Genomic DNA, 22,071 nt, shown 5'->3' with positions numbered 1-22,071 from the left:
TTTCGTGTGGCGCGACGTGCGCCGGGTTAGAGCTCGATGATGCCGCGCTTCGCTGCGATCGTCACCGCGTGCGTGCGATCCGAGGCGCCGAGCTTGGCAAAGATCAGCTTCATATGGCCTTTCACGGTTTCCTCGGTGACCGCGAGCCGGGCGGCGATCTGCTTGTTCGAATTGCCCGACGCGGCCAGCGACAACACGCCGATCTCGCGCTCGGTCAGCGCATCCTCGATGACGTGGAAGGCGATGCTGGACGCGACCTGCGCGTTGAGGTGCTTGCCACCGGCCTGGACCGAGCGGATCGTGTCGAGCAGTTCCTTGCGGAGCGTGTTCTTCAGCAGATAGCCCGCAGCACCGGCACGCAACGCCCGCAGTGCCTGCGCGTCGCCCGAATAGGTGGTGAGCACGACGATGCGCGCCTGCGGCCAGTGGCTGCGCATGACCGCGATGGTGTCGACGCCGCCGATCCCCGGCATCTGCAGGTCCATGAGCACGACGTCGGGCAGATGCGTCGGATAGAGCGCCAGCGCCTGTTCGCCCGATTCCGCTTCCGCGACGAGTTCGAGATCCGCCTGCGTTTCAATCACGGCCTTCACGCCTTCGCGCAGGAAGGGATGATCGTCGACGATCATGATGCGGATCGGGGGGGAGGGCGGCAACGGGCACTCGCGCAATGGCAGGACGTCGGGCGGATACCCTGCGCCGCGTCCGGCGGACAAGGCAAGGGGCCGCTCCATCAGCGCATCGCCAATCGGTCGAACGCCGCGCAAAACGCGTCGACCCTGTCGTCGAACCGCGCGCCGCCGACGCAGAACACCCAGCGTGACAGCGTCGCTGGCCGGCGATCCGCCAGCGCGTCGAACAGGCCCGCGAGCATCGCTTCAGGAGTGCCGTCGAGCATGGTGGGCAGCAGCCCGCTGTCGAGCAGGCTCGGCGCGAACGCGGCGGAGGCGGCGTCGAGGCGGATCGTCTCGCGCACCGCGGTCGCGACCGCCGGACGCATCGCCGCCGGCGTCCAGGCCGTCGGGTCGCCCAGGCCGATCGCGAGTATCGTCGCCGCATGGATCGGCGGGGCAGGCGCCGACAGCGTCAGCACCTCGCCCGGTCCCGCCCGGAAGATGCCGTCCGCCCGCAGCCGCGTGATCGCGCCGCCGAGTGCGGCGTCGAGATGTCCCAGCCCGCCGCCGGGTCGGCCGCCGGGTCCGCCGCCGGGTCGATCCTGGCCGATCTCGTGGGTGAAGACGCCGACGCTCGCAACCGACACCTCCGCGCTCACCGCATCGCGTGGCGCCACCTCGATGCGGACGCCGCACCACAGCCCGATCGTCGCCGCGTCGTCGGCACCGCCGTTACTCGCCGGCATCCTGTTCTCCCGTCGATCGGGGACCGACCTGGATAGTCCCGTACCACGATGTCGGGATGAATCGCGTGGACGGGACTGACCGATTTTGAACAATCGCGCGGTCGGTGACGAGAATACGCAATACGCGGCGAATGGATCAGGCTACGGCTGTCGGCACTTGCATTTGTTCGTTCCGCAGGCGCAACGTAAATCATCATGACCCTGCCGAGCGAAGTCTTCACGATCGTGCGATCCGGCTTTCTGCGCGCCATGCGTGGACGTGGACGTGGACGTGGACGTGGAGGCAAGGGTAAGCGAGCGGTGATGCGCACGCTGTTCGCGATCCTCTGCTGGGTCGTGATGGCGAGCGGTGCCTCGGCGCTGGATCCGGCGCGGACGATCGCGCAACTACGCCATTCGCGCTGGACACTCGGCGATGGCGCTCCGGGTAACATCCGCGCGATCGCGCAGGGCCGTGACGGCTATCTCTGGCTCGGGACCGCGACCGGTATTTATCGGTTCGACGGCATCACCTTCGAACGGATCGTGCCGGTCGACCAGGATCGGTATCGGTCGCCTCAGATCACCGCGTTGCTGGCGGCGCGCAACGGCGACATCTGGGTCGGCTACGACTTTGGCGGTATCTCCGTGGTTCGCGGCGGCGTGTTGAGCGATGCCAACCCATGGCCCGCGGTGGGGGGCGTGACGACCATCGTCGAGGGGCGCGACGGCGCGATCTGGGTCGCCGGCAGTTCGGTGGACACGATGAGCCTCGCTCGCCTGTCGGCGGGCCGGTGGACGAAGTTCGGTGCCGGACAGGGCGTGCCCGAACGCGGCGTGGGCGACCTCCTGAGCACGGCCGGCGGCATCTACCTCTCGCATGCGTCCCGACTTCTGCGGCTGACGCCGGGGGGCTCGCGCTTCGAGGATGCGGGAGCTGGCAGCGGCGGCGTGCCGGACGATGCGTACGTCGCGCTCGCGCAGGACCGTCGCGGGACGATATGGCGTCGTACCGGTACCCTGGTCGAGGCGGTCGAGCGCGATCCGCGCCGCTATCGCATCGGCCGCGCGACGACGCCCTATGTCCTCGAACGGTCGCTGTTCGACCGCGACGGCAATCTCTGGATCACCGGACAGGATGCCGGGCTGGGGCGAATATCCGCGTCGGCCTTGCAGCACCCCGGCACATCCGGCAGCGTCGCATCGTTCATCGAAAGCCAGGGTCTGACCGCGGCGCTGACGCTGGCGGTGCTGGAGGATCGCGAGGGCAATATCTGGGTCGGCACGGAATCCGGGTTAGACCGGTTTTCACCCAGCAACATCGTCCAGCCGCGACAGACCGAGGCGATCGTTTCGGGCTTCGTCGGCGGCGCCGGCGGCGGCGGGGCGCAGAACCTGTTCATTGCCGGACTTTCCGGGGTCTATCGCATCGGCAGGTCCGGCGTCCCGGCGCTGATCTTCGCCAAGCCCGATATCGGCGTGATGTGCGGCGATGGCCGTCGCCTGCTGGTGATCGGGATGGAGGGCAAATACCTGCTCGACCTCGATCATGCGGGCAATGTCGCCAGGGCGACGCCGGTCGCGGGGCCGTTGTCGATCACCTGCGCGATGGACACGCACGGCGTGTTCTGGACCGGGATCGACACGCTCTACCGCCTCGTCGGACGGCGGTTGCTGCCATATGGCGCGCCCGCCGGCACGCCGAAGGGAACGGTCCACCGTATCCGGTCGGACGGCGCCGGGGGCGTGGTGTTCGGGCGTATCGGGCAGGGTGTTTCCCGCCTTCGCCAGGGCGTCGAAACGTTGCTCTGGCGCAGCCGGGATCAGGTGACCGGCAGGACCACGACATGGCTACCGGTCCGCCAGGGTTTGCTGGTGGTCGGCGATCAGGGACTGGCATTGTACGACGGTACGCGCCTCGTCTCGTTGCGCGATCGGACCTACCCGTTCCTCGCCGGATTGACCGGACTGCTCCAGACCGCGGACGGATCGACCTGGGTGATCGGCGCAAACGGGATCGTCCGGATGCCGACATCGTCGCTCGATGCGGCGTTCGCGCACCCCGGCCTGCCGATCCCGCACGAACGGTTCGGCTATCAGGAGGATTTCCGGGCGCGCTCCAACATGGTCGAGGCGAACGATATCGGGCAGGACGCGGCCGGACGGCTATGGTTCGCCACCAACCGTGGATTGACGATGATCGATCCCGCCAGGCTATTCCGAAACCGGTTGCCGCCGGCGGTGCAGATCCGGTCGCTGGTCGCCGGTGGCGTGGACCGGCCGGCGACGGACACGACGATCGCGCTTCCGCCCGGCACCAACCATGTCCAGATCCGCTATACCGCGCTCAGCCTGACCAACGCCGTCGCCAACCGGTTCCGCTATCGGATGGCGGGCATTGACCCCGACTGGATCGACGCGGGCGAGGCTCGCGAAGCACTGTATACCAACCTCGGCCCCGGCGAATACCGGTTCCAGGTGATCGCCGCGAACAACGATGGCGTCTGGAACCGACGCGGCGCGACGCTGACGTTCGAGATCGCCCCGCGCTTCTACCAGACGCATGCGTTCGCGGCCGCCTGCATCGTGGTCGCCGGGACGCTGGTGTGGCTGCTGTATCGGCGCCGGCTGCGGATCGTTGCGGAGCGGACGCGGGCGCGGTTCGAGACGCAGATCGCGGAGCGCGAGCGGATCGCCCGCGAACTCCACGACACGCTGTTGCAGGGGTTCCAGGGGCTGATGCTGCGCTTCCAGTCGGTGGTCGAGCAACTGCCGCAGGGGGATCGCGCACGGATCAGCCTTGAGAGCGCGCTGGAACGCGCCGACGATGTGCTGCTCGACGGCCGCGACCGGGTCCGGTTCCTGCGCGAGACCATGGAGCCGGTTGCGCTGCCCGCGTTGCTGACCGCCATCGCGGACGACACCGTTGCGCCACCGCTGACCTGGGATCTGGATGTCGAGGGTGTCCTGCAGCCGGTCTGCGCACCGGTAGCGGACGAGATCGCGCAGATCGTCCGCGAAGCGCTCGCAAACGCAGTGCGCCATGCCCAGGCGGATCGCCTGGTGATCGCGATCCGATCGAGCGCCGACAGGCTCGTGATCACCGTGACGGACGACGGTATCGGTATCCCGCGAGACGTCCGCGAGACGGGGCATCGCCCTGGACATTACGGACTGATCGGGATGCGCGAACGCGCCACCGCGATGGGTGGAACGCTCGCGATCCAGTCCGACATCGGGTCCGGCACCGAGATCAGGGTGACGGTCCCGGCGCGTATCGCCTATCGCTGAGCGGGAGGATGACGATCGTCACCCTCCCGCCGATCACGCCGTAGCGCTCAGCCCTTCACGAACGCGAGCATATCCGGGTTGATGACGTCGGCATGCGTCGTCAGCATCCCGTGTGGAAAGCCCTTGTAGATCTTGAGCGTGGCGTTCTTCAGGAGTTTGGCCTGAAGCAGCGCGGCATTGGCGAACGGCACGATCTGGTCGTCGTCGCCCTGCAGCACGAGCGTCGGGACGGTAATCGCCTTCAGATCCGCGGTCTGGTCGGTTTCGGAGAACGCCTTGATCCCCTCGTAATGTGCGAGCGCGCCGCCCATCATGCCCTGGCGCCACCAATTGTCGACCACCCCCTGCGACAGCTTTTCGGTGGGGCGGTTGAAGCCGTAGAACGGCCCCGACGCGAGATCGATATAGAATTGCGCACGGTTGTCGGCGAGCGCCTTGCGCAGGCCGTCGAACACCGAAATCGGCAAACCGCCGGGATTCCCCGCGGTCTTGAGCATCAGCGGCGGTACCGAGCTGACCAAGACGACCTTGGCGACGCGGCCCTGCGGCTGGCCGAACTTCGCGACATAGCGCGCGACTTCGCCGCCGCCGGTCGAGTGACCGATATGCACCGCGCTCTTGAGGTCGAGATGCTCGACCACCGCGGAGGCATCGGCGGCGTAATGGTCCATGTCGTTGCCGGTATCGACCTGCGACGACCGGCCGTGACCGCGGCGATCATGCGCGACCACGCGGTAGCCCTCGGCAAGGAAGAACAGCATCTGCGTGTCCCAGTCGTCCGACGACAGCGGCCAGCCGTGATGGAACACGATCGGCTGCGCATCCTTCGGACCCCAGTCCTTGTAGAAGATGTCGGTGCCGTCCTTGGTCTTGATGAATCCGCTGCTCATGCTGAATACTCCGTGGGGTTTGGGGGCGAGGGGGGAGGCGAACGTCATGGCCGGCAGCATCAGCGCGGCGGCGGCCGTTGCGGCGGCTGCGGTCGAGGCGATGACGACGGCACGCCTGGACAGGTCGGGTATGGTGTTCGGCATATCTTTGTCCCCGATGATGGCGGTCGTGGCCGCACGACGCTGCTGAGACGCCGTGCGTGCGCGGTGGCAGCCTCGGCGGTCACGCTCTGATGCGCGTCCGGCAGCGCGGATTCTTGGCGAACCGGAACGGAATTTGCGCAGGACCGACATATTGCGCGCGAGCGGCCCGGCTCGCGCTGGGATTGCGGAAAACGCCCTGATAGGTCGCTCGCGGGCAATCAGACCGGGGAAAAGCGATGAGCGGGCGTCACATGGGACCGGCACGGCTCGAGGCGTTCACCGACGGCGTGGTGGCGATCATCATCACGATCATGGTGCTCGAGTTGAAGGTGCCCGAAACCGGCGACCTGCGGGGTCTGGCCGGCAGCGCGCCGGTGCTGCTCGCCTATCTGCTGAGCTTCGTGAACGTGGGGCTGTACTGGAACAATCATCACCACATGTTCTCCGCGGTCGAACGGATCGACGGGCGCGTGCTGTGGGCCAACCTGTTCCTGTTGTTCTGGCTCAGCCTGGTGCCGTTCGTGATCCGCTGGCTCGACGAAAGCCAGTTCGCGGCCGGCGCCACGGCGGCGTACGGGATCGTCCTGGGGCTGGCCGCGGTCGGTTATTCGCTCACCGAACGCGCGATCATCGCGTGCAACGGCAAACAGTCTGCGGTGGCGCGCGCGATCGGATCGGACTGGAAAGGCTGGAGCAGCATTGCGTTCTACGCAGCGGCCGTGCCCTTGGCGTTCGCGAGCCGGTGGATCGCGATCGCGCTGTACGTCGCCGTCATCGCGCTGTGGCTGATCCCCGATCGCCGGATCGTTCGAACGGTCGACGACCTCGCCAGAACGCCGTGAACGGCCGGCATCGAGGCGGTTCATAGGCCGATCGCGAGCCGCAGCGTGATCGCGCGCGGGCGGATCGGGACGGTCTGCGTCGTCGTCGCGAGCGTGAACGGGTTGCCGAAACCGAAACTGTTGCCGCGTCCGTCGAGCAGGTTGTCGATGTCGACCGACCAGTGGCGCCGGCCGTCGTCGAGCGTCGCGCCGACGCCGATCGTCGCGTAATCGCCGGCGGGGCGGTCGAGTGCCGGGTCGAAGCTCAGCCGGGTCTGGCCGATGTAGCGTGCCGTGACATAGCCGCTCGCAGGCAGGTCGATCAGCGAGAACCGCCGCGTCAGCCCGAGCCGCGCGGAATAATCGGGGACCACCGGCAAGCGCCGATCGTTCACATCGACCTGACCCTTGGCCGGCGCGGTGAGGCGCGCGCGCTGGATCGTGGTGCCGAAGTCGATCGTGGCGCGCCCGGCGTCGAACCGCCCGCCGAACTCCACACCGTAATTGGTGGCATTCCCTGCATCAACCGTCCCAAACAACCCATCCGAGCCGACCACGTCGCTGCGCAGATGTTCCCAGAACGACCCGAAGATCGCACCGCTGAGACTGAGGCGATCGTCGAGGCCACGGATGCGCCAACCGAATTCGAGGCTCTGCAGTTCGTCGCCGGGAATCCGCTGCTCGGTGGTGGCGATGGCGCGCGTGACGCCGGCCGGCCGGATCGCGCTGGCATAGCGCAACCAGAGCAGCCCGGTATCGTCGCGGTGCCAGCTGAGCGTGGCGCTTGGGGTGACGCCCAGCTTGGTCGCGTTCTGCTCGTTCGGTCCTTGCTGCTCGATATCGTTGACGGTGACGAAGCCGCGCAGGCCGAGCTTGAAATCGAGCGCGGGGGACAGCCGTTGCGTGCCTTCTGCGAACACTGCGGCCTCGAATACCGCTTCCCTGTCGTCGCGCGCGATGACGGTCGCGCCGTTCGACTTGAAGCGTCCATTGAGGCGGGTGGTCGCGTCGAGCACCGACGCGCCGACGATCCAGGGATGACGTGCAGTCGGATCGCTCAGACGGATTTCCTGCGTCACCAGATCGATCGATCGATCCTCGACATAGGCGACCGGCGCGATAGTACCGAGTGCCGCCGCCATGCTGCTGGCGTCGTAGGTGCTGCCGAAAATATGCGAGACGATCGTGGTCGTCGATTGCACGTCCAGGCTGCCGACCGGGCCGTGAATGTCGAGCGTACCTGAAACGAAATCATTGTCTTGCGGTTCGGCGATCGCGGTCGTGCGCGACAGGCCCTTCGTCGCATACTGGCTGTCGCGCGCGTCGATCCACTGGCCGATGCCGCTGGCGGTCGCGGTCCAGCCGTTACCGATCGCCCAGCGCAGTGCCGCGCGGACGCCGGGGCGCGCGGTACGGTTTACGTCTGACTTTCCGCGTCCGGTGTCGTCGATCCAGCCGGGCATCGTCTCGGTCCAGACCGATGCCCGGAGCGCGAGACGTCCGGCCACGATCGGCACGTTGACGGTGCCGTCGAACGCACCGCCGACCGCGCCGTTGTTGATCCCGGTCGCCTCGGCTGCGACGGTGCCCGAGACGTGATCGAGGTCGGGCGCGGTGGTGACGATGCGGATGACGCCGCCGAGTGCGCCGGTGCCGTACAGCGTGCCCTGCGGCCCGCGGAGGATCTCGATGCGATCGATGTCGACCATGCGGAGATCGGGATCGGGCGACGAATAGCCGATCCGCGCATCGTCGATATACAGGCTGACGAGCGACTGGCTGGTGCCGTTGAAGGCGCTGTCCGCGACGCCGCGCAGGAACACGCGGTCGCGGCCGGGGCCCAGATTGGTCGAAAACGCACCGTCGGTGGTCGCGAGCAGGTCGACCAGGCCGCGTTTGCCGGCGAGGCGGTCGAGCGCGTGGGTACCGACGATCGTGATCGACACGGGCAGGTCGGACAGGCGTTCGTCGCGCTTGCTGGCGGTGACGATTATGTCGGCGCCTTCCGCGGTCGGGGGCGGGGTGGGACGCGTCCCGGAGGCGCGCAATCGAGCGGTGCGGCGCGGCTCGGGTTCGATCCGCCAGGTCGTCGCATCGACGCGGATCGCGCGGAGGTGGGTTCCCGACAACAGGCGTTTCAGCGCCTGCGCGACATCCGATGCGTCGATCCTCCGCGTCTGCGTAGCGGGCAGCGTGCCGGCCATGCCGATCGAGATGCCGGTCTGGCGCGCCAGCGCATCCAGCGCGGTGCGGAGCGACCCCGCCGGGATGACGATGGCGGCCGATTTGGCGCCTGTCGACCTAGCGGCGGCCGGACCGCTCCAGATGCACGACGCCATCAGCGCGACGCAGGCGTAGCGGCAAGACCGCGCGAAGCTGATCGAGAAGCCGCGAGCCGTCGCCAATCGTCAAAACCCCGGAAAAATGCAGCCCTGCGGCGGACGGATCGACCACCAGCGGCGCCCCCGCATACCGCGATATGTCGGCAGCAACCAGCGACAACGGCGCGCCGTCATAGCTCAGCCTGCCGTCGCTCCAGTCGGCGACCGACGCTGGGGCAATAGACCGCCGCTCGGCGACTCCGGCGGACGGATCGATGTCGAGACGCTGGCCTGCGACGAGCGTCGTCGGCGCGCTGCCGTCGGGGTCGTGGGGCGCGACGCTGACGCTGCCCTCGGCCACCGCGATCGAGACTTTCCCCTGCGCGTTGGTGACCGCGAAACGCGTGCCGACGTCGCGGATGTCGTAGGCCCCGGCGCGGACGATCAAAATGCGCGACGGATCGTGACGGACCGAGAAGCTCGCCGCGCCGTCCGCGAGTTCGATAAACGGGGTCTTGCCGCCCGTCACCGACACGCGCGACCCGCGATCGAGCTGCATCGCGCTGCCGTCGGCGAGTGTCACCGCACGCGTATCGCCAGCGCTGGTGGCGTAGGTCTGCGCCGTATCGGTGACGGTCGGTCCGACCAGCAGAAACGCGAGACCGGCGGCGAGTGCGCTACCAGTTCCTGCCGCAGCCCATCGCCATCGGTTCGGGCGGGATACCGGTACAGCGTCGGTCGCGTCGTCGTCGTTGGCGGGCAGCAGCGCGCCGATCGCAGGGGCTGCCGCGCCGATCTCGGCATCGAGCAGCGCGATCGAATCATAGGCGGCGCGGTGCAACGGATCGGCGGCCAGCCAGTCGCCAAAGCCCGCCCAGTCCATGTCGGACGCATCGATCCGCGCATGCCAGGTGGCTGCGGCGGCGATCGGGTCCTGCGTCGTTGCGTCCATCATCGCGCCCTCGTTTCGAGCGAATGCCCCCCGCTCACATCATAGACGCCGCCGCTCGGATGGCACCGCAGTTCGCCGTGATACTCAATCATCGAGCGCCTTTCTCAAATGGCGCAGCGCGACTGCGATGTGCTTTTCGACCGCGCTGCGGCTGATAGCGAATTCGGCCGCGACCTCGGCATGCGACAGGCCATCGATCTTGTGGCGGCGGAACACGCGCATCGCGCCCTCGGGTGGTCCGGCCAGCGCCGCGGCCAGGTGCCCGATGCGTTCGCGGCTGGCGACTGCGTCGAAGGCGGAGGGCGCATCGTCGACCGCCTCGGCGCCCGCGATCGATATCGTTGCCTCGACATAGCCAGCGTCGCGTCGGACGCGGCGGCCGTTGGCGCGAACGCGGTCGAGCACGATGTTCATGCCGATCCGGTGCAGATACGCGAGTGGGTTGGCGATCGGGCCTGCGATAGGCGCATCGGTTGGCCGGCCGATATGCAGCCAGATCTCCTGCACGACGTCTTCGGCTTCCGCGACGCTGCCGGTCCGCCCGGCGAAAAACCGGACGAGTTGCGGGCGGTTCGCCGCGAGCACTGCGGACAGACCGGCAGGCTGGGGACTGTCGATGTCGGCTACGGCGAGGCTCCAGGACGCGGGGGCCGCAGCAGATACCGGGTCACGTCGTTCTTGTCGTTATCAAATCCCAACTCCGGTGCAGGAGACGCCAGCCGAGGATCACGCCGATGGCGATGAGCAGGAGCACGCCAGCCACGAACGACAGGTAGAATAACGGTTCGCGCCACGGCGACGCGACGGTCTCGGAGCGAGCCATTTCAAGCGGACGTGCGATCGCGATCATCGGCTGCTCTCCAGTCGACGCATCGGCGTCGGCAGTCCGTCTCCGTAGAGCGCCAGCAACGCGTCGAAATGATCGTCCATCGTCCGAACCGGGCGATCCGGTCGGCCGGCACCCTGCGCGGCGATCGTCTCCGCCACGCGCAGTATCGCGTCGGCAGCGGCTTGTGCATCGCCCGACGCGTACACCGCGCCGTCGTTGGCACGCGCCAGGTCGGCCGCACCGCCGCGATCCGGCGCGATCAACGTCAGGCCGGATGCGATCGCCTCGGCGGCGACGAAGCAGAACGTCTCCGCCTCGCAGCCGTGGATCAGCGCGTCGGCGCTCGCCATCAGCCGTGCCAGCGCGCCCCGCTCCCGGATCGGATCGAGCAGGCGGACGTGCGGGTTGTCGCCGATCGCATCGATCACCCGACGCTGGCGTCCGCCACCACCGATGATCAGCAACCCGACCGGTGCGTGAGTCCCCGCGATCGCCGCCGCCTGCGCGACCATGGCCCAGCGCTTCTCGGGGGCGTGGCGGCCGACGCCGATCAGCAGCAGCGCATCCTCGCCGAGGCCGCACAACGCCAGCATCTCGCGGCGCAGGCCGGCATCGCGCAGTCGTGGCGAGAACTGGCCGGGCTCGACCCCCATCGGATCGGTCATCACTTTCCGCAGCCCGCCGTCGCGTAGCCGCTGCGTCAGACTGTCGCTGGCGCTGACGATATGGTCGAACTGTGCGTCGAGCCGGCGAAGGTGACGCCAGTACCAGTCGAACGCGCGGTCGATGACCTGCGTCGAGGCGACGTTGCCGAACCAGCGATAGGCATAGGCGGAGAGCGGGTCGGCATGCGCGATCAGCGACAGCCGCGCGCGCGATCCCGAGCGCGTCCGCCAGTCCGCGACCATCGACGCGCTGCGCCACGGCGAGGAGACCTCGACGACATCGGCATCCTCCTCGTCGAGCATCGCATGAAGCGCCTCGCGGTCGGCGAAATAGCGGTAGGACCGGTCGAGCGGGAAGCGCGGCGAGCGCAGCCAGCGGACACGCGCGTTGGGACCGCGCTGTTCCTCGCGGTCCTCTTCGCCCGGCGCGATGACGACGATCTCGTGGCCGCGTCCGGCGAGCGCGACCAGCTTGCGGTCGATATAGGTGCGGACGCCGCCACCGGTCGGGGTGTAGAACGCGCACACGTCGACGATCTTCATGCCGCCACCTGCTCGGTCACGAGATCCGCGTACCGCGAAACGGTACGGCGTTCGGCGAGCGTCCGCAGCGTGCGGTCGATGCTCGTCAGCAGCGAATCCTTGGTGACGTCGCCCGGATGGACCGCGACGCGCATCGTCGGCATCCAGTCGGGCATCGCGCGTGCCACCGCGGCGACCGCGAGCGAACTCGCGGTGCGCGCAGGCGTCCGGCTCGCCCAGGTGACGACCGGGCCGCGCGCGACGATCGCGCCGGTGCGGGGCTGCCAGACGCGGAAATGATCCTCGGCGAGCGCGAAGTCGCAGGCTTTCAGTGCGGCGTGCGCACCCGGACCATATAGCCATGCGGGGGCGATGAACCCCGCTACCTCACGCCCGATCGCCTGTTCGACCATGTCGCGACCCGCGCGCATGCGATGCTCGGCCTCGGCCGCGTCGAGCCCGAGGAACTCGCCTTCGCCCGCGGTCATGTACTTTGCCTTCAACGCGCTCGCGGCGCCGCGATGATCGCTCGCATCGCGGTGGAACCAGCCGTGGAGGAACATCTCGACCCCGGCCTCCGCCCATTCGCGGAGGCGGCGGCCAAAGGCGGGATCGCGGTCGAGCCGCGCCGCGCCCCAGTGATCGGGCACCACCAGCATCGCGAAGCGCGGACCGCCAAGGATCGCCTCGATCCGCTCGGCCAGCATCGCGATCGGTATGGCGAACGCCGGCGACACGTCGTGGATCGAGACGATCAGCCGCTTGTCCGGCGCGATGCCCGCGCGTGGGGCCCGTTCGCCCAAAACCGTGCCGTGTTCGAAATTCACCATGATCTCGCTCTCGTCGTGGACTCGCTGATGATGCGACGGCGCCGCATGGGTCGGGCCGCAGTCTGACCCCATCCTGCACCGAAATTATTTCATGAGCGCGTCGTCGGACGGCTGCGGTTCGCTGCAAGGGGCGGCGTCCTCTCGACATGACGACCTCCCGCCAGCCCGTCCCCGCTCCGGCCAGCATCGGCTGGCGGCAACCTTCCAGTTTTAGCAGTCCCGAGAGGATCATCGCATGAACCAGCCGCTGGCGCTGACGCGTGCGGAGATATTCCCACCGCTGACTCCGACGATCGTCCGCAAGACCTTCCTCGCCCGCTGGCTCGCGCCCTTGCTGTCCGCGGCGATCCTGGTCGCGGCCTTGTGGCAATTGCGCAGCCTCGACGTGGCCGCCACGCTGCATCTGGTGCCGCGCTCGCCGCTGTTCTGGACGATCTTCGCGGCCGGCTATCTGGTCACGCCGTTCAGCGAATGGGTGATCTACCGGCGGCTGTGGCAGCTCCCCGCCAGCGGCATCCTCGCGCTGTTGCGCAAGCGGATCAGCAACGAGATCGTGCTCGGCTATTCGGGCGAGCTGTATTTCTACGGCTGGGCGCGGAAACACGCGACGATGGTGGGCACCCCGTTCGGCGCGATCAAGGACGTCTCGATCCTGTCCGCGGTGGTCGCCAACGTCTGCACGCTCGGGCTAGCCCTGGTCAGCTGGCAGGCGCTCGGCGCGCTGCACTTCGGCACCGACGCCAAGGTGATGACCGTGTCGGCCGCGAGCATGGCGATCCCGTCGATCGTCACGCTGGTAATGCGCAAGACGCTGCTGACGCTGCCGCGACCCGAGCTGGGCCGGATCGCGGTCATCCATTCCCTGCGGATCGTCGCGACCACCTTGTTCGCAGCACTCCTCTGGGCGGCGGTGATGCCGGCCGCGCCGCTCGCGTGGTGGCTGGCGCTGGCGACGTTGCGGCTCCTCGTGTCGCGGCTGCCGTTGCTGCCGAACAAGGACATCGTGTTCGCCGGGCTGGTCGCATTCACCGTCGGGCGGACGTCCGACGTGACCGCGGTGCTGACGATGATCGCCGGGTTGTGGCTCGTCACGCATCTGCTGCTCGGTGCCGCGCTGACCGCCGTCGAACTCGTTACCATGGAGCGTACCAAGTGATCCTGCTCGCCCTTTCCCTTGCCACTACCCCTGCCGTCACGCCGCCCTCGACCCCGCGGCTCGGGACGGTCGAAGCGCGCTGTCGGCCGCATGAGGCGGGCCCGGCGCTGATCGTTGACATCGACGGGTTGAAGGACCGCGCCGGCGTGCTGCGCGCTGAACTCTATCCCGCGCGCGACGGCGATTTCCTCGCCGACGACAACGTCCTGATCGGGCAGGGCAAGACATTCCGGCGCAGCGTGATCACGGTGCCCGCGACCGGCGCGGTCTCGCTGTGCCTGCGCGTTCCCGGACCCGGCACCTATGCGCTCAGCGTCGTCCATGCGCGCGACGGCGGCCACGGCTTCAGCCTGCTCCACGACGGCATCGGCTTTGCGAGCAATCCCAAGCTCGGCCATTCCAAACCGCGCGCGGAGCAGGCGATGGTCGCGGTGGGTGCGGGCATCACGACCACGCACGTCGTGATGAACTATCGCAGCGGATTGTTCTCGTTTGCGCCGCTCAAACGGTAATCTTTCGGAGCCTCGGAATACGCCTGCGGACGACCGTCAACGGCGGCTAGCACGTAGGAAAACAAGGGAAACTCAACATGATGGTACGGTATCTCGGTGCAGCACTGGCCGTAGCAGCGTCGATCCATACCCCTGCGACGGCCGCCGCTTCCTTGGCCCGCCCCGGAGCGCGTGACGTAGCTCGAGACGCAGCGCGCGACGTGACCCTGATGACCTATAACGTTCATGGCCTGCCGTGGCCGATCGCCGACGATCGGTCGGCGGATCTCGCGGCGATCGGCACCAGGCTGAAGTCGATGCGCAACGCAGGCGATCAGCCCGGCATCGTCGTGTTGCAGGAAGCGTTCGTCGCCAACGCCAAGGCGATCGGCCGCACCGCAGGCTATCGCTATGCGGCGTTCGGCCCCGGCGAGGACGCGGCACCGGTACCGCGCACCGACGACGGGTTCGTCGCGGACGGCAGTCGCATGGTCGGCGAGCGGCTTGGCAAGCATGTCGACAGCGGCCTCGCGATCTTCTCCGACTATCCGATCTTGGCGGTCCGTCGCATCGCTTATCCGGTGTGCGCCGGCTATGACTGCCTAGCCAACAAGGGCGCGGTCGCGGCGCTGATCGCAGTGCCCGGCGTCGCGACGCCGATCGTCGTGGTCGACACGCATCTGAACAGCAACGGCGCATCTGGCGCGGGATCGCCGCGTGCCACCTACGCCTATCGCCGCCAGCTCGATCTGCTTGCCGGCTTCATCGCCTCGCTTGGCGCTGGCGACCGCCCGATCCTGGTCGCAGGCGATTTCAACGTCGGCCAGGACCTCGCGCGCAGGACGCATTTCGACCTGCGCATGCTGGGCGGCGGCGCCGCGTTGCAGACCGTGATCGGGGCCTGCCGGATCGCCCCGAAATGCCCGGTCGCAGAGCCCGCCGAGATGGCTATTTCGCTCGGCCGCGCGAAGGACTGGATGCTGTACCGTCCATCCTCGACCGTCGGGATTCGTCCGATCGGCCTGGCCGCGCCGTTCGGCCGCGCGGGGAACGGCTCGATGCTGTCCGATCACGTCGGCGTATCGGTACGCTACCGGATCGACGGGGGGACGCCGCTTCGTTCGTCCGCGCTGATGGCGAGCCGATGATTCCAGCGACGATGCGCCGAACGGACGTCCAAACCCTCCGAAGCGAATGCGAACGATTTGCAATAAAAACTGTATACGGCTAGCTCGCCCGATATTCGGGGGATGACATGCGATACGGACGTTGGAATCTACTGGTGTTGCCTTTGGTCGGTATGACGTTGCCGGCGTGGGCGCAAGATGTGCGTATCGATCCTTCTGCGGCCGACACGCGTGACCGTGCCGAAGCCGCTTCCGATGATGATAGCCCTGCGGATATCGTCGTCAGCGCGACGCGCAGCATCCTGCCACCGAACGCGCTGCCACTGACGATCGACGTGATCGACCGTGCGGCTCTGGATCAGCAGGTCGCGATCGGTGGTTCGGTGGTCGATGCGGTCTCGAACCTGACGGCGTCCTTCTCGCCGACGCGACAGAAGCTCTCGGGCGCGGGCGAGACGTTGCGTGGTCGCTCGCCGCTGTACGCGATCAACGGCATTCCGCAGTCGACCCCGCTGCGTGACGGATCGCGCGACGGGTTCACGATCGATCCGTTCTTCATCGATCGGGTCGAGCTGATCTACGGCTCGAACGCGTTGCAGGGGATCGGCGGCACCGGCGGGATCGTCAACCAAGTGACCGTGCAGCCGCCACGGACCGAGGGTCTGTCGGGTCGCGCCCTCGTGCAGGGAACGACCGACACCGGGTTCAACGGCGACGGCAATGGCGGCAAGGTCGCCGCGCTGCTAGCGTGGAAATCAGGGCGTTTCGACGTCATGGCCGGCGGTGCGTACGACAAGCGCGGCGCGTTCTACGACGGGCACGGCAACCGCGTCGGTACCGACCTGACGCAGGGCGAGACGCAGGACTCGCGGAGTTGGTCGGCGTTCGCACGCGCCGGCTATGCCCTGACCGACACCGCACGGGTCGACCTGATCGCCAATCGGTTCGAGTTGAAGGGTGGTGGCAATTATATCGCCAGCACGGGCGATGTCGTCATCAACCGACCGACGACATCGGTGCGGGGCACGCCGCCGGGCGTCCCTGCGACCAACCGGACCGAAAGCATCGCGCTGTCCCTTACCGACCCCGATCTGTGGGGCGGCAACCTCGTGACCCAGGTCTTCTTCAACCGATCGCGCGATACGTTCGGCGGCGAGGTCAAGCCGATCGCGACGTTCCAGCTCGTGAAGGGCGGCACGCTCTTCGACCAGTCGCAGAACCGCTCGCGCAAATATGGCGGCAAATTCAGCTATGAGCGCGCTGTCCCCGGCTTCGAGGCCCTGACCGCGACGCTCGGCTTCGATGCGCTGTACGATCGGACCGAGCAACGGCTGATCGCCACCAACCGCGTCTGGGTGCCACCAGCCGATTTCCGCAGCCTCGCGCCATTCGGCCAGGTCAACCTCGCGCTGTTCGACAAGGTCGTCCGCCTCGCTGGCGGCGCGCGATACGAGAACGTGAAGATCGTCATCGACGACTACACCACGCTCGCCTCCTATGGCAGCCACGCGGTGGCGGGCGGCAGTCCGAGCTTCAGCAAGGCGCTGTTCAACGGCGGCGTCATCGTCGAGCCGATCCCCGGTATTCGCGCCTATGGCAGTTATGCGCAGGGCTTCACCGTACCCGACGTCGGCCGCATCTCACGCGCGATCGGCCGCGACGGCGTCGATCTCGACACCTATGTCGACATCGCGCCGATCGTGTCGAACAACCGCGAGCTCGGCGTCGAAGTGAAGCGCGGACCGATGAACGCGAGCGCGACCTATTTCTGGTCGACCAGCACGCGCGGACAGGTGCTGGTGTTCGTCGGCGGCGCGTATGAAGCACAACGCCAGCGCGTCGAGATCCAGGGCATCGAGGTAAATCTGGAAGCCCGCATGCCCATCCCGGGACTGACGCTGTCGACCGGCTTCGCGCATTTGATCGGGCGCACGGATTCGGATGACGACGGCAAGGTCGACATCGACCTCGACGGCGCGAACATCTCACCCGACCGGCTGAACCTCGCCGCCAGCTACGCGCGCGGCAAGGTGTCGGCACGGTTGCAGCAGCAATTCTTTCTCTCGCGCAAATACGAGGGGTTGCCCGCCGCGAACGATTTCGGCGGGTACAACGTCACCGACGCCAGCGTGCGCTATCAGTTGCCGGTCGGCGCGGTGACGCTGAGCGCGCAGAACATCTTCGACCATTTCTACATCGATTATTACAGCGACACGGTACGCCCGACCGACAACGAGCATTTCTTCGCCGGACGCGGGCGTAATTTCACGCTTGGCTGGGACGTTCGGTTCTAGGATGGCGCTGCTCGATACGCTGCATCGATGGGCTGGCGGTTTTGTCGGGCTGGTCCTCGCCCTGCTTGGGCTGACGGGGGCGATCCTGGTGCACCGCGATGCGTGGATCATGCTCCCACATGCGGGCGACGCGCAGATCCAGAGCACGCATGTCCTCGCCGCGACCACCGAACGGCTGATGAGCAATCCGGAAACGCGACCCCAGAGCATTACCTTCGCGAACGCCAATCTCGGCCTCGATCGGCTCGATTTCGGCAAGGGGGCGGGGGCCTATACCGATCAGGCCGGCACGATCGTCAGCCAGTGGCAGACGCAATGGGCGCGGCCGGAATTGTGGCTGTTCGACCTGCATCATCACCTGTTCTCGGGCGATACCGGCGAGACGATCATCGGTATCGCTGGCGTGGCGGGGCTGTTCTTCGTGATCACGGGCACGATCCTTTGGTGGCGGACCCGCAAGACGTTCGCGTTTCGCCCGTTGCCCAAGCGGCTCAGCCGGCCCGCGATCGTGCGGCATCACCGTGATCTCGGGATCGTCGCCGCGCCCTTGCTGATCCTCTCGCTGCTGACGGGCGCGACATTGGTGTTCCGGCCGATCAGCGCGGTGTTCCTGGGGCCGGGCGCACCGGCGACGATCGACACCGCGTTGCAGGCGCCGAAGGGGCCGAAGGTCGCGCTTGCCGACCACCTCGACTGGCGGGGCATGATCGTCACGGCGCGCGCGCGCTTTCCCGATGCCGAACTGCGCAGCCTGTCGCTGCCGCGCAAGGAAAGCGGGCTCGTCACGATCCGCATGAAGCGCCCGCAGGAATGGCTGCCGAACGGACGCACGACCTTGTGGTTCGCCGCCGATGACGGCCGTTTGATCGGTGCGCGCGATGCAGCGTCGCTGTCGAATGTCGTGGCCGCGTACAACATCCTGTATCCGCTGCACGCGGCCAAGGTCGGCGGGCTCGGTTACCGCCTCGTGATGACGCTGTCGGGCTTGACGCTGGGGTTGCTCGGCACGTTGAGCGTCTGGAGCTTCTGGTTCAAACGACCACGTCCGGCGAAGGTGCGCCGGAGCGTTCGACCCTGACGATTGCTACAGCGCCGCGTTTCAAGGCAGTCCTGCACAGCATCGGCGCGATCCCGGTCAGTTCGGCTGAAGACGGACATCCTTTGCTTCGAAGGACAAGGGTATGGTGTATTCGCCCCGCTCCAACGTCGCGCCCGGAAGAGCGTAGGAACGTCCTCCCGCCGTCGTCGTTTCGAGCGACAGCCTTGCCGAGGGCGTCGTCGCCGAGGCCGGGTCCAGCGTCAGCCGGACGGCACCGGTGGCCGTGTCATACGCCGCCTTGGCGATCTTGCCGGCGGTCAGCGTGATCCACAGGCCGGCGGGGGCAACGAACAGGCGGCTGCGGGCGCCGTCCTTCGGCGCGATCGAAACGACGGTGCCGGAAGCTTGGCTCACGTTGCCGCCGAAGCCCAGCCAGCCGAATGTCGGATCCTTGACGAGATAGCTCGCGGCGGTGACGGCGTGGCCGTAGAAGCCCATGCCGTAATCGCCGCTGTAAGGGTCCCATTTCATCATGTCGGGCGCGGAATGGAACGCCGCCGACGAGAAGCCCTGCCGGTCGATATTGGTGATGCCGCCCATCATACCGCCATACGCGACCCGTAGCAGTCGCAGGTCCGACGGATCGGCCCGGTAAGCATCGAGCAACGGCACGGCGTTGAGCGTCGATCCGTAGTGATGGATCTGGCGCTCGATCCGCGGGTATTTGCCGCCGTACAGGAAATCCCAATAGCGACGGGCATTGCCGTTATAGCCCCAGCTGGGGATCGTCGGATCGTACGCCAGGATCACCTGCTTGGTCTCGTCGGCCTGCGGCTGGTATCCGAAATAACGCATCCAGGCATAGACTTCGGGCTGGCCGGTCGAATCCCAGGCCATCTCGCTGCCGAAGGGATAGGTCAGCGTGCGCCAGTGATCAGCGCGGCCCTTCATCAGGCGCTCCATCTCGGTCGCTTCGGTGGTCAGCCCCTCGTGCTTCAGGTCCTTCAGGATGTCGACGAACACGTCGCCCTCCATCAGTCCGAACTGCGTGTAATAGGGCGCATCGCGCATCATTGCGACGGTGGTCTGGTAAGCGTGGTCGAGATACCAACGCCATGGGTGCGCGGTGACCATGCCGGGATGGTTGCGCGCGACACGGTAGAGCACCCAGTGGCCGATCGCGACGTGCGGGTAATTATACGCGCGGCCGAGGTCGCCGGCGTCCCTCTTCGACCAGGACGTCCAGCTCTTCCAGTTGGTCGCGGCGTCGTAATAGCCGGGATGTGCCGCAGGATCGTAATAGAAGATGCTCTTACGGACTGCGCCCGCATGCTCGCCGTCGGGCACCTGGAGCCGGCCTTGAACGGTCTCGTCGACCAGCCGCTGGAGCTTGGCGACCTCCGCTGCGTCGGGATTGTCGAGTTGCTTGGCCATCGCGGCGACCCAGCTGCCGCCGCCGCCTTCGTCGCTCATGCCCGAAATCCACACGCGCGGATCCTGCGTGACGATCTTGTCGGCTTCCCGGTCATAGGTGAGGATCGCGGGGTTGCGGCCGAACGGGTCGGCCTTGTTCTCATACCATTGCTGAGTGGTCGAGAACCGTCCGAGGTCCGCCATCGTCTGGTCGAGTGGCTTGGTGATGAAATAGCTGACGGTCTGGACGCTGCCATCGGCATAGGTGATCGCCAGGCTCGCGCGGCCCCAACCGCTGCTGCGCACCGCATAGCGCGCCCAGCCCTTGGCTCCCGCCGCCCTGGACGCGGTCAGCGCACCGGCGGGCAGGCTCTCGACCTTGGCGATGCGCTGCGGCGTGCGGAGGAACAGCGACGCCTCCTGATCGGTCGGCACCACGTAACCGGGAATGCCGACCGCGACGGGGCGCTTGTTGGCGACCAGCGTATCCTCGATCGCGGCGATCGACGGCGACGTGACGAAGCGCACGCCGATCGTGCGGCTCGTGCCCGGCGCCATCGTGAAGCTGGTGGGCGTGTTCCACTGCTCGCCGGCCTTGGCCCATTCCTTGTCGGCGAAACCCTTGCTGGCGATCGTCCAGTCGTAGAATCCCTCCGACGTCTGCCCGCGCGGGCTGCGATCGGTGAAGACGTCGGTTTCACCAGAGCGGCGCGCTTCCACGATCGGGCGATAGGCCTCGAGCGGGGTGCCCTTTTCGGGGAGCACCAGCAGGGCAGGGCCCTTGCCGTTCAGCCGCGTGACCTGAAGATAGCCGGCATCGCGGCCGATATAGGGGTCGACGAAACTCGCCTGCGCATGCGCCTGTTCGAGGTTGCGGTCCGAAATGATGTTGTCGAAGATCATCGGCAGGCCGAGGCCGCCGATCTCGACCGGCTGGGGGGCGGTGTTGATCAGCGTGAAGCGCAGCGCGAGCACGCCGTGGTCGTTGACCCAGCGGCGCTCGATCCTGATCGGGCTGGCACCCAGCGATGCGGTAATGTCGGCTGCGGCCAGCACGGACCCGCCCGCGGGCAGGAGCCGGACCGGCTGGCGCCGGTGTGCGGAGGCGAAGTCGGTCCACGCGCCGCCAGGCGTGCGCACTCGCAGGTTGATGTCGCCGATATGGACATAGCCGTCGCCGGCCCGCTCGGCTTCGCGTGCGCCGGGGGTGAAATCGAACGTCGCATCGCCGGTCGGTGATAGCCGCGACAGCGTCTGCGTGTCCGACCGCAGCGCCAGATCGAAGCTCGGCGTGCGGATCGGCGTCTCGGCGATCGGCGGGTAGACTCGCTTGGCCGGCTGCTGCTCCTGCGCGAGCGCGGCCCGGGGCGTCGGGATCGCCATCGACGTGCCAGCCAGCAGCAGGGCGGCAGCGGTAAAGCGGCAGATGCGCGTCATGATCGGGCTCGGTGTATTGGAGTGGTAGGAGCGGGGGTAAATGCCTCGACGGCACGAGCCGTGCCCGGTGTATTGCAAAGCAATTCCGTCGCTGGTGCAGGGCGATAAACGCCGGTGGCGTCGGGCCGCATCACTATGTCGCGATACGATTGCCGACGCAGAATTGACCTGGATGTCGTCAGTCGGAACCTTAAGCCGTAAGGACGCCGACACGTACCGCGTTCGTCAGTCACGAAGATCGCGCCAATCTGACGGTGCTTTCCCTGTCAGCCATCACCCGCCGCTTCTGTCGGCTGTCACGTCGATCGTGGTCGGTTCGGTATGGACTTTGCCGATCACCGGAAGCCTCCAAGGATTGTGCGAGCGCCTCGTCGTGCTGCGTCGACGTACGCTCAAACTGCCCACGGCAAAGACAGGTGTCAACAAAAATTATACAGTATATTATCTAGGTTCGGCCGAACGGATTGGCGGACGCGTTTTGGGACCCCGCTACCAGCGCCGCTTGTTTTT

The 22,071-nt window shown here is 67.2% G+C and carries 17 protein-coding genes; 7 read left to right on the top strand and 10 right to left on the bottom strand.

Features of this window, described 5'->3' with window-relative positions:
- Positions 1 to 26: 26 nt before the first annotated feature.
- Together IFT67_RS05955 and IFT67_RS05950 are read right to left on the bottom strand one after the other, a co-directional pair.
- Positions 27 to 629 carry a response regulator gene (locus IFT67_RS05955; RefSeq protein ID WP_244647277.1) on the bottom strand — a complete coding sequence of 201 codons (603 nt, stop codon included), beginning with the start codon at positions 627 to 629 and terminating at the stop codon, positions 27 to 29.
- Positions 630 to 733: 104 nt separating this feature from the next.
- Positions 734 to 1,360 (bottom strand): M17 family peptidase N-terminal domain-containing protein, encoded by a 627-nt coding sequence (locus tag IFT67_RS05950; RefSeq protein ID WP_192145500.1) that lies wholly within the window; start codon positions 1,358 to 1,360, stop codon positions 734 to 736.
- Between the two features lie 303 nt (positions 1,361 to 1,663).
- On the opposite strand from IFT67_RS05950, the gene IFT67_RS05945 reads away from it, so the two are divergent.
- Positions 1,664 to 4,630 (top strand): sensor histidine kinase, encoded by a 2,967-nt coding sequence (locus tag IFT67_RS05945; protein ID WP_244647178.1) that lies wholly within the window; start codon positions 1,664 to 1,666, stop codon positions 4,628 to 4,630.
- A gap of 47 nt (positions 4,631 to 4,677) precedes the next feature.
- On the opposite strand, the gene IFT67_RS05940 is transcribed toward IFT67_RS05945, so the two are convergent.
- Positions 4,678 to 5,520 carry an alpha/beta fold hydrolase gene (locus IFT67_RS05940; RefSeq protein WP_197982983.1) on the bottom strand — a complete coding sequence of 281 codons (843 nt, stop codon included), beginning with the start codon at positions 5,518 to 5,520 and terminating at the stop codon, positions 4,678 to 4,680.
- 380 nt (positions 5,521 to 5,900) lie between these two features.
- Between IFT67_RS05940 and IFT67_RS05935 the strand changes: the two genes are divergently transcribed.
- A complete protein-coding gene (locus tag IFT67_RS05935) occupies positions 5,901 to 6,506 on the top strand; it encodes a TMEM175 family protein (protein ID WP_244647177.1) in 606 nt (201 codons plus the stop codon).
- Between the two features lie 20 nt (positions 6,507 to 6,526).
- On the opposite strand, the gene IFT67_RS05930 is transcribed toward IFT67_RS05935, so the two are convergent.
- The 6 genes from IFT67_RS05930 to IFT67_RS05905 all read right to left on the bottom strand — a co-directional run bounded on the left by IFT67_RS05930 (position 6,527) and on the right by IFT67_RS05905 (position 12,604).
- Complete coding sequence (locus IFT67_RS05930; protein ID WP_192145496.1) at positions 6,527 to 8,890, bottom strand: TonB-dependent receptor; 2,364 nt, start codon at positions 8,888 to 8,890, stop codon at positions 6,527 to 6,529.
- Positions 8,787 to 9,761 carry a FecR family protein gene (locus IFT67_RS05925; RefSeq protein WP_192145494.1) on the bottom strand — a complete coding sequence of 325 codons (975 nt, stop codon included), beginning with the start codon at positions 9,759 to 9,761 and terminating at the stop codon, positions 8,787 to 8,789. Before IFT67_RS05925 ends, IFT67_RS05930 begins: the two co-directional genes overlap by 104 nt.
- 81 nt (positions 9,762 to 9,842) lie before the next feature.
- A complete protein-coding gene (locus IFT67_RS05920) occupies positions 9,843 to 10,343 on the bottom strand; it encodes an RNA polymerase sigma factor (RefSeq protein ID WP_342450565.1) in 501 nt (166 codons plus the stop codon).
- An 82-nt stretch (positions 10,344 to 10,425) separates the two neighbouring features.
- A complete protein-coding gene (locus IFT67_RS05915; RefSeq protein ID WP_192145492.1) occupies positions 10,426 to 10,608 on the bottom strand; it encodes a hypothetical protein in 183 nt (60 codons plus the stop codon).
- Positions 10,605 to 11,795, bottom strand: coding sequence for a glycosyltransferase (locus tag IFT67_RS05910; protein WP_192145490.1), 1,191 nt, complete (start codon positions 11,793 to 11,795; stop codon positions 10,605 to 10,607). Before IFT67_RS05910 ends, IFT67_RS05915 begins: the two co-directional genes overlap by 4 nt.
- On the bottom strand, positions 11,792 to 12,604 hold the full coding sequence (locus IFT67_RS05905) for a DUF2334 domain-containing protein (RefSeq protein ID WP_192145488.1): 813 nt from the start codon (positions 12,602 to 12,604) through the stop codon (positions 11,792 to 11,794). The genes IFT67_RS05910 and IFT67_RS05905 overlap by 4 nt, the downstream gene beginning before the upstream one ends.
- 235 nt (positions 12,605 to 12,839) lie before the next feature.
- On the opposite strand from IFT67_RS05905, the gene IFT67_RS20555 reads away from it, so the two are divergent.
- The 5 genes from IFT67_RS20555 to IFT67_RS05885 all read left to right on the top strand — a co-directional run bounded on the left by IFT67_RS20555 (position 12,840) and on the right by IFT67_RS05885 (position 18,750).
- The gene (locus IFT67_RS20555; protein ID WP_244647176.1) at positions 12,840 to 13,760 is read left to right on the top strand and encodes a hypothetical protein; all 921 of its coding nucleotides are present in this window, start codon (positions 12,840 to 12,842) and stop codon (positions 13,758 to 13,760) included.
- Positions 13,757 to 14,272: a DUF2141 domain-containing protein gene (locus IFT67_RS20550; RefSeq protein WP_446740795.1), complete on the top strand. Its 516-nt coding sequence runs from the start codon at positions 13,757 to 13,759 to the stop codon at positions 14,270 to 14,272. The genes IFT67_RS20555 and IFT67_RS20550 overlap by 4 nt, the downstream gene beginning before the upstream one ends.
- A gap of 209 nt (positions 14,273 to 14,481) precedes the next feature.
- Positions 14,482 to 15,399 carry an endonuclease/exonuclease/phosphatase family protein gene (locus IFT67_RS05895; protein WP_192145486.1) on the top strand — a complete coding sequence of 306 codons (918 nt, stop codon included), beginning with the start codon at positions 14,482 to 14,484 and terminating at the stop codon, positions 15,397 to 15,399.
- A 152-nt stretch (positions 15,400 to 15,551) separates the two neighbouring features.
- Positions 15,552 to 17,672 (top strand): TonB-dependent receptor, encoded by a 2,121-nt coding sequence (locus IFT67_RS05890; RefSeq protein ID WP_192146512.1) that lies wholly within the window; start codon positions 15,552 to 15,554, stop codon positions 17,670 to 17,672.
- 1 nt (position 17,673) lies between these two features.
- Positions 17,674 to 18,750: a PepSY-associated TM helix domain-containing protein gene (locus IFT67_RS05885; RefSeq protein WP_192145484.1), complete on the top strand. Its 1,077-nt coding sequence runs from the start codon at positions 17,674 to 17,676 to the stop codon at positions 18,748 to 18,750.
- A 57-nt stretch (positions 18,751 to 18,807) separates the two neighbouring features.
- Here IFT67_RS05885 and IFT67_RS05880 read toward each other — a convergent pair whose 3' ends face one another.
- On the bottom strand, positions 18,808 to 21,561 hold the full coding sequence (locus IFT67_RS05880) for a DUF5695 domain-containing protein (RefSeq protein ID WP_192145482.1): 2,754 nt from the start codon (positions 21,559 to 21,561) through the stop codon (positions 18,808 to 18,810).
- Positions 21,562 to 22,071: the final 510 nt, after the last annotated feature.

The organism is Sphingomonas sp. CFBP 13728, from assembly GCF_014841895.1.
Classification (GTDB): domain Bacteria; phylum Pseudomonadota; class Alphaproteobacteria; order Sphingomonadales; family Sphingomonadaceae; genus Sphingomonas.
The sequence above is the reverse complement of the archived record's forward strand: the minus strand, read 5'-3'. Positions and strand labels throughout refer to the sequence as shown.

Bases quoted from the DNA above. Each gene is read 5' to 3' on its own strand.
- IFT67_RS05880 (WP_192145482.1), bottom strand. From the start codon at position 21,561: ATGACGCGCATCTGCCGCTTTACCGCTGCCGCCCTGCTGCTGGCTGGC.
- IFT67_RS05915 (WP_192145492.1), bottom strand. From the start codon at position 10,608: ATGATCGCGATCGCACGTCCGCTTGAAATGGCTCGCTCCGAGACCGTC.
- IFT67_RS05955 (WP_244647277.1), bottom strand. From the start codon at position 629: ATGATCGTCGACGATCATCCCTTCCTGCGCGAAGGCGTGAAGGCCGTG.
- IFT67_RS05925 (WP_192145494.1), bottom strand. From the start codon at position 9,761: ATGATGGACGCAACGACGCAGGACCCGATCGCCGCCGCAGCCACCTGG.
- IFT67_RS05910 (WP_192145490.1), bottom strand. From the start codon at position 11,795: ATGAAGATCGTCGACGTGTGCGCGTTCTACACCCCGACCGGTGGCGGC.
- IFT67_RS05890 (WP_192146512.1), top strand. From the start codon at position 15,552: ATGACGTTGCCGGCGTGGGCGCAAGATGTGCGTATCGATCCTTCTGCG.
- IFT67_RS05940 (WP_197982983.1), bottom strand. From the start codon at position 5,520: ATGAGCAGCGGATTCATCAAGACCAAGGACGGCACCGACATCTTCTAC.
- IFT67_RS20555 (WP_244647176.1), top strand. From the start codon at position 12,840: ATGAACCAGCCGCTGGCGCTGACGCGTGCGGAGATATTCCCACCGCTG.
- IFT67_RS05950 (WP_192145500.1), bottom strand. From the start codon at position 1,360: ATGCCGGCGAGTAACGGCGGTGCCGACGACGCGGCGACGATCGGGCTG.
- IFT67_RS05945 (WP_244647178.1), top strand. From the start codon at position 1,664: ATGCGCACGCTGTTCGCGATCCTCTGCTGGGTCGTGATGGCGAGCGGT.
- IFT67_RS05895 (WP_192145486.1), top strand. From the start codon at position 14,482: ATGACCTATAACGTTCATGGCCTGCCGTGGCCGATCGCCGACGATCGG.
- IFT67_RS05885 (WP_192145484.1), top strand. From the start codon at position 17,674: ATGGCGCTGCTCGATACGCTGCATCGATGGGCTGGCGGTTTTGTCGGG.
- IFT67_RS05905 (WP_192145488.1), bottom strand. From the start codon at position 12,604: ATGGTGAATTTCGAACACGGCACGGTTTTGGGCGAACGGGCCCCACGC.
- IFT67_RS05935 (WP_244647177.1), top strand. From the start codon at position 5,901: ATGAGCGGGCGTCACATGGGACCGGCACGGCTCGAGGCGTTCACCGAC.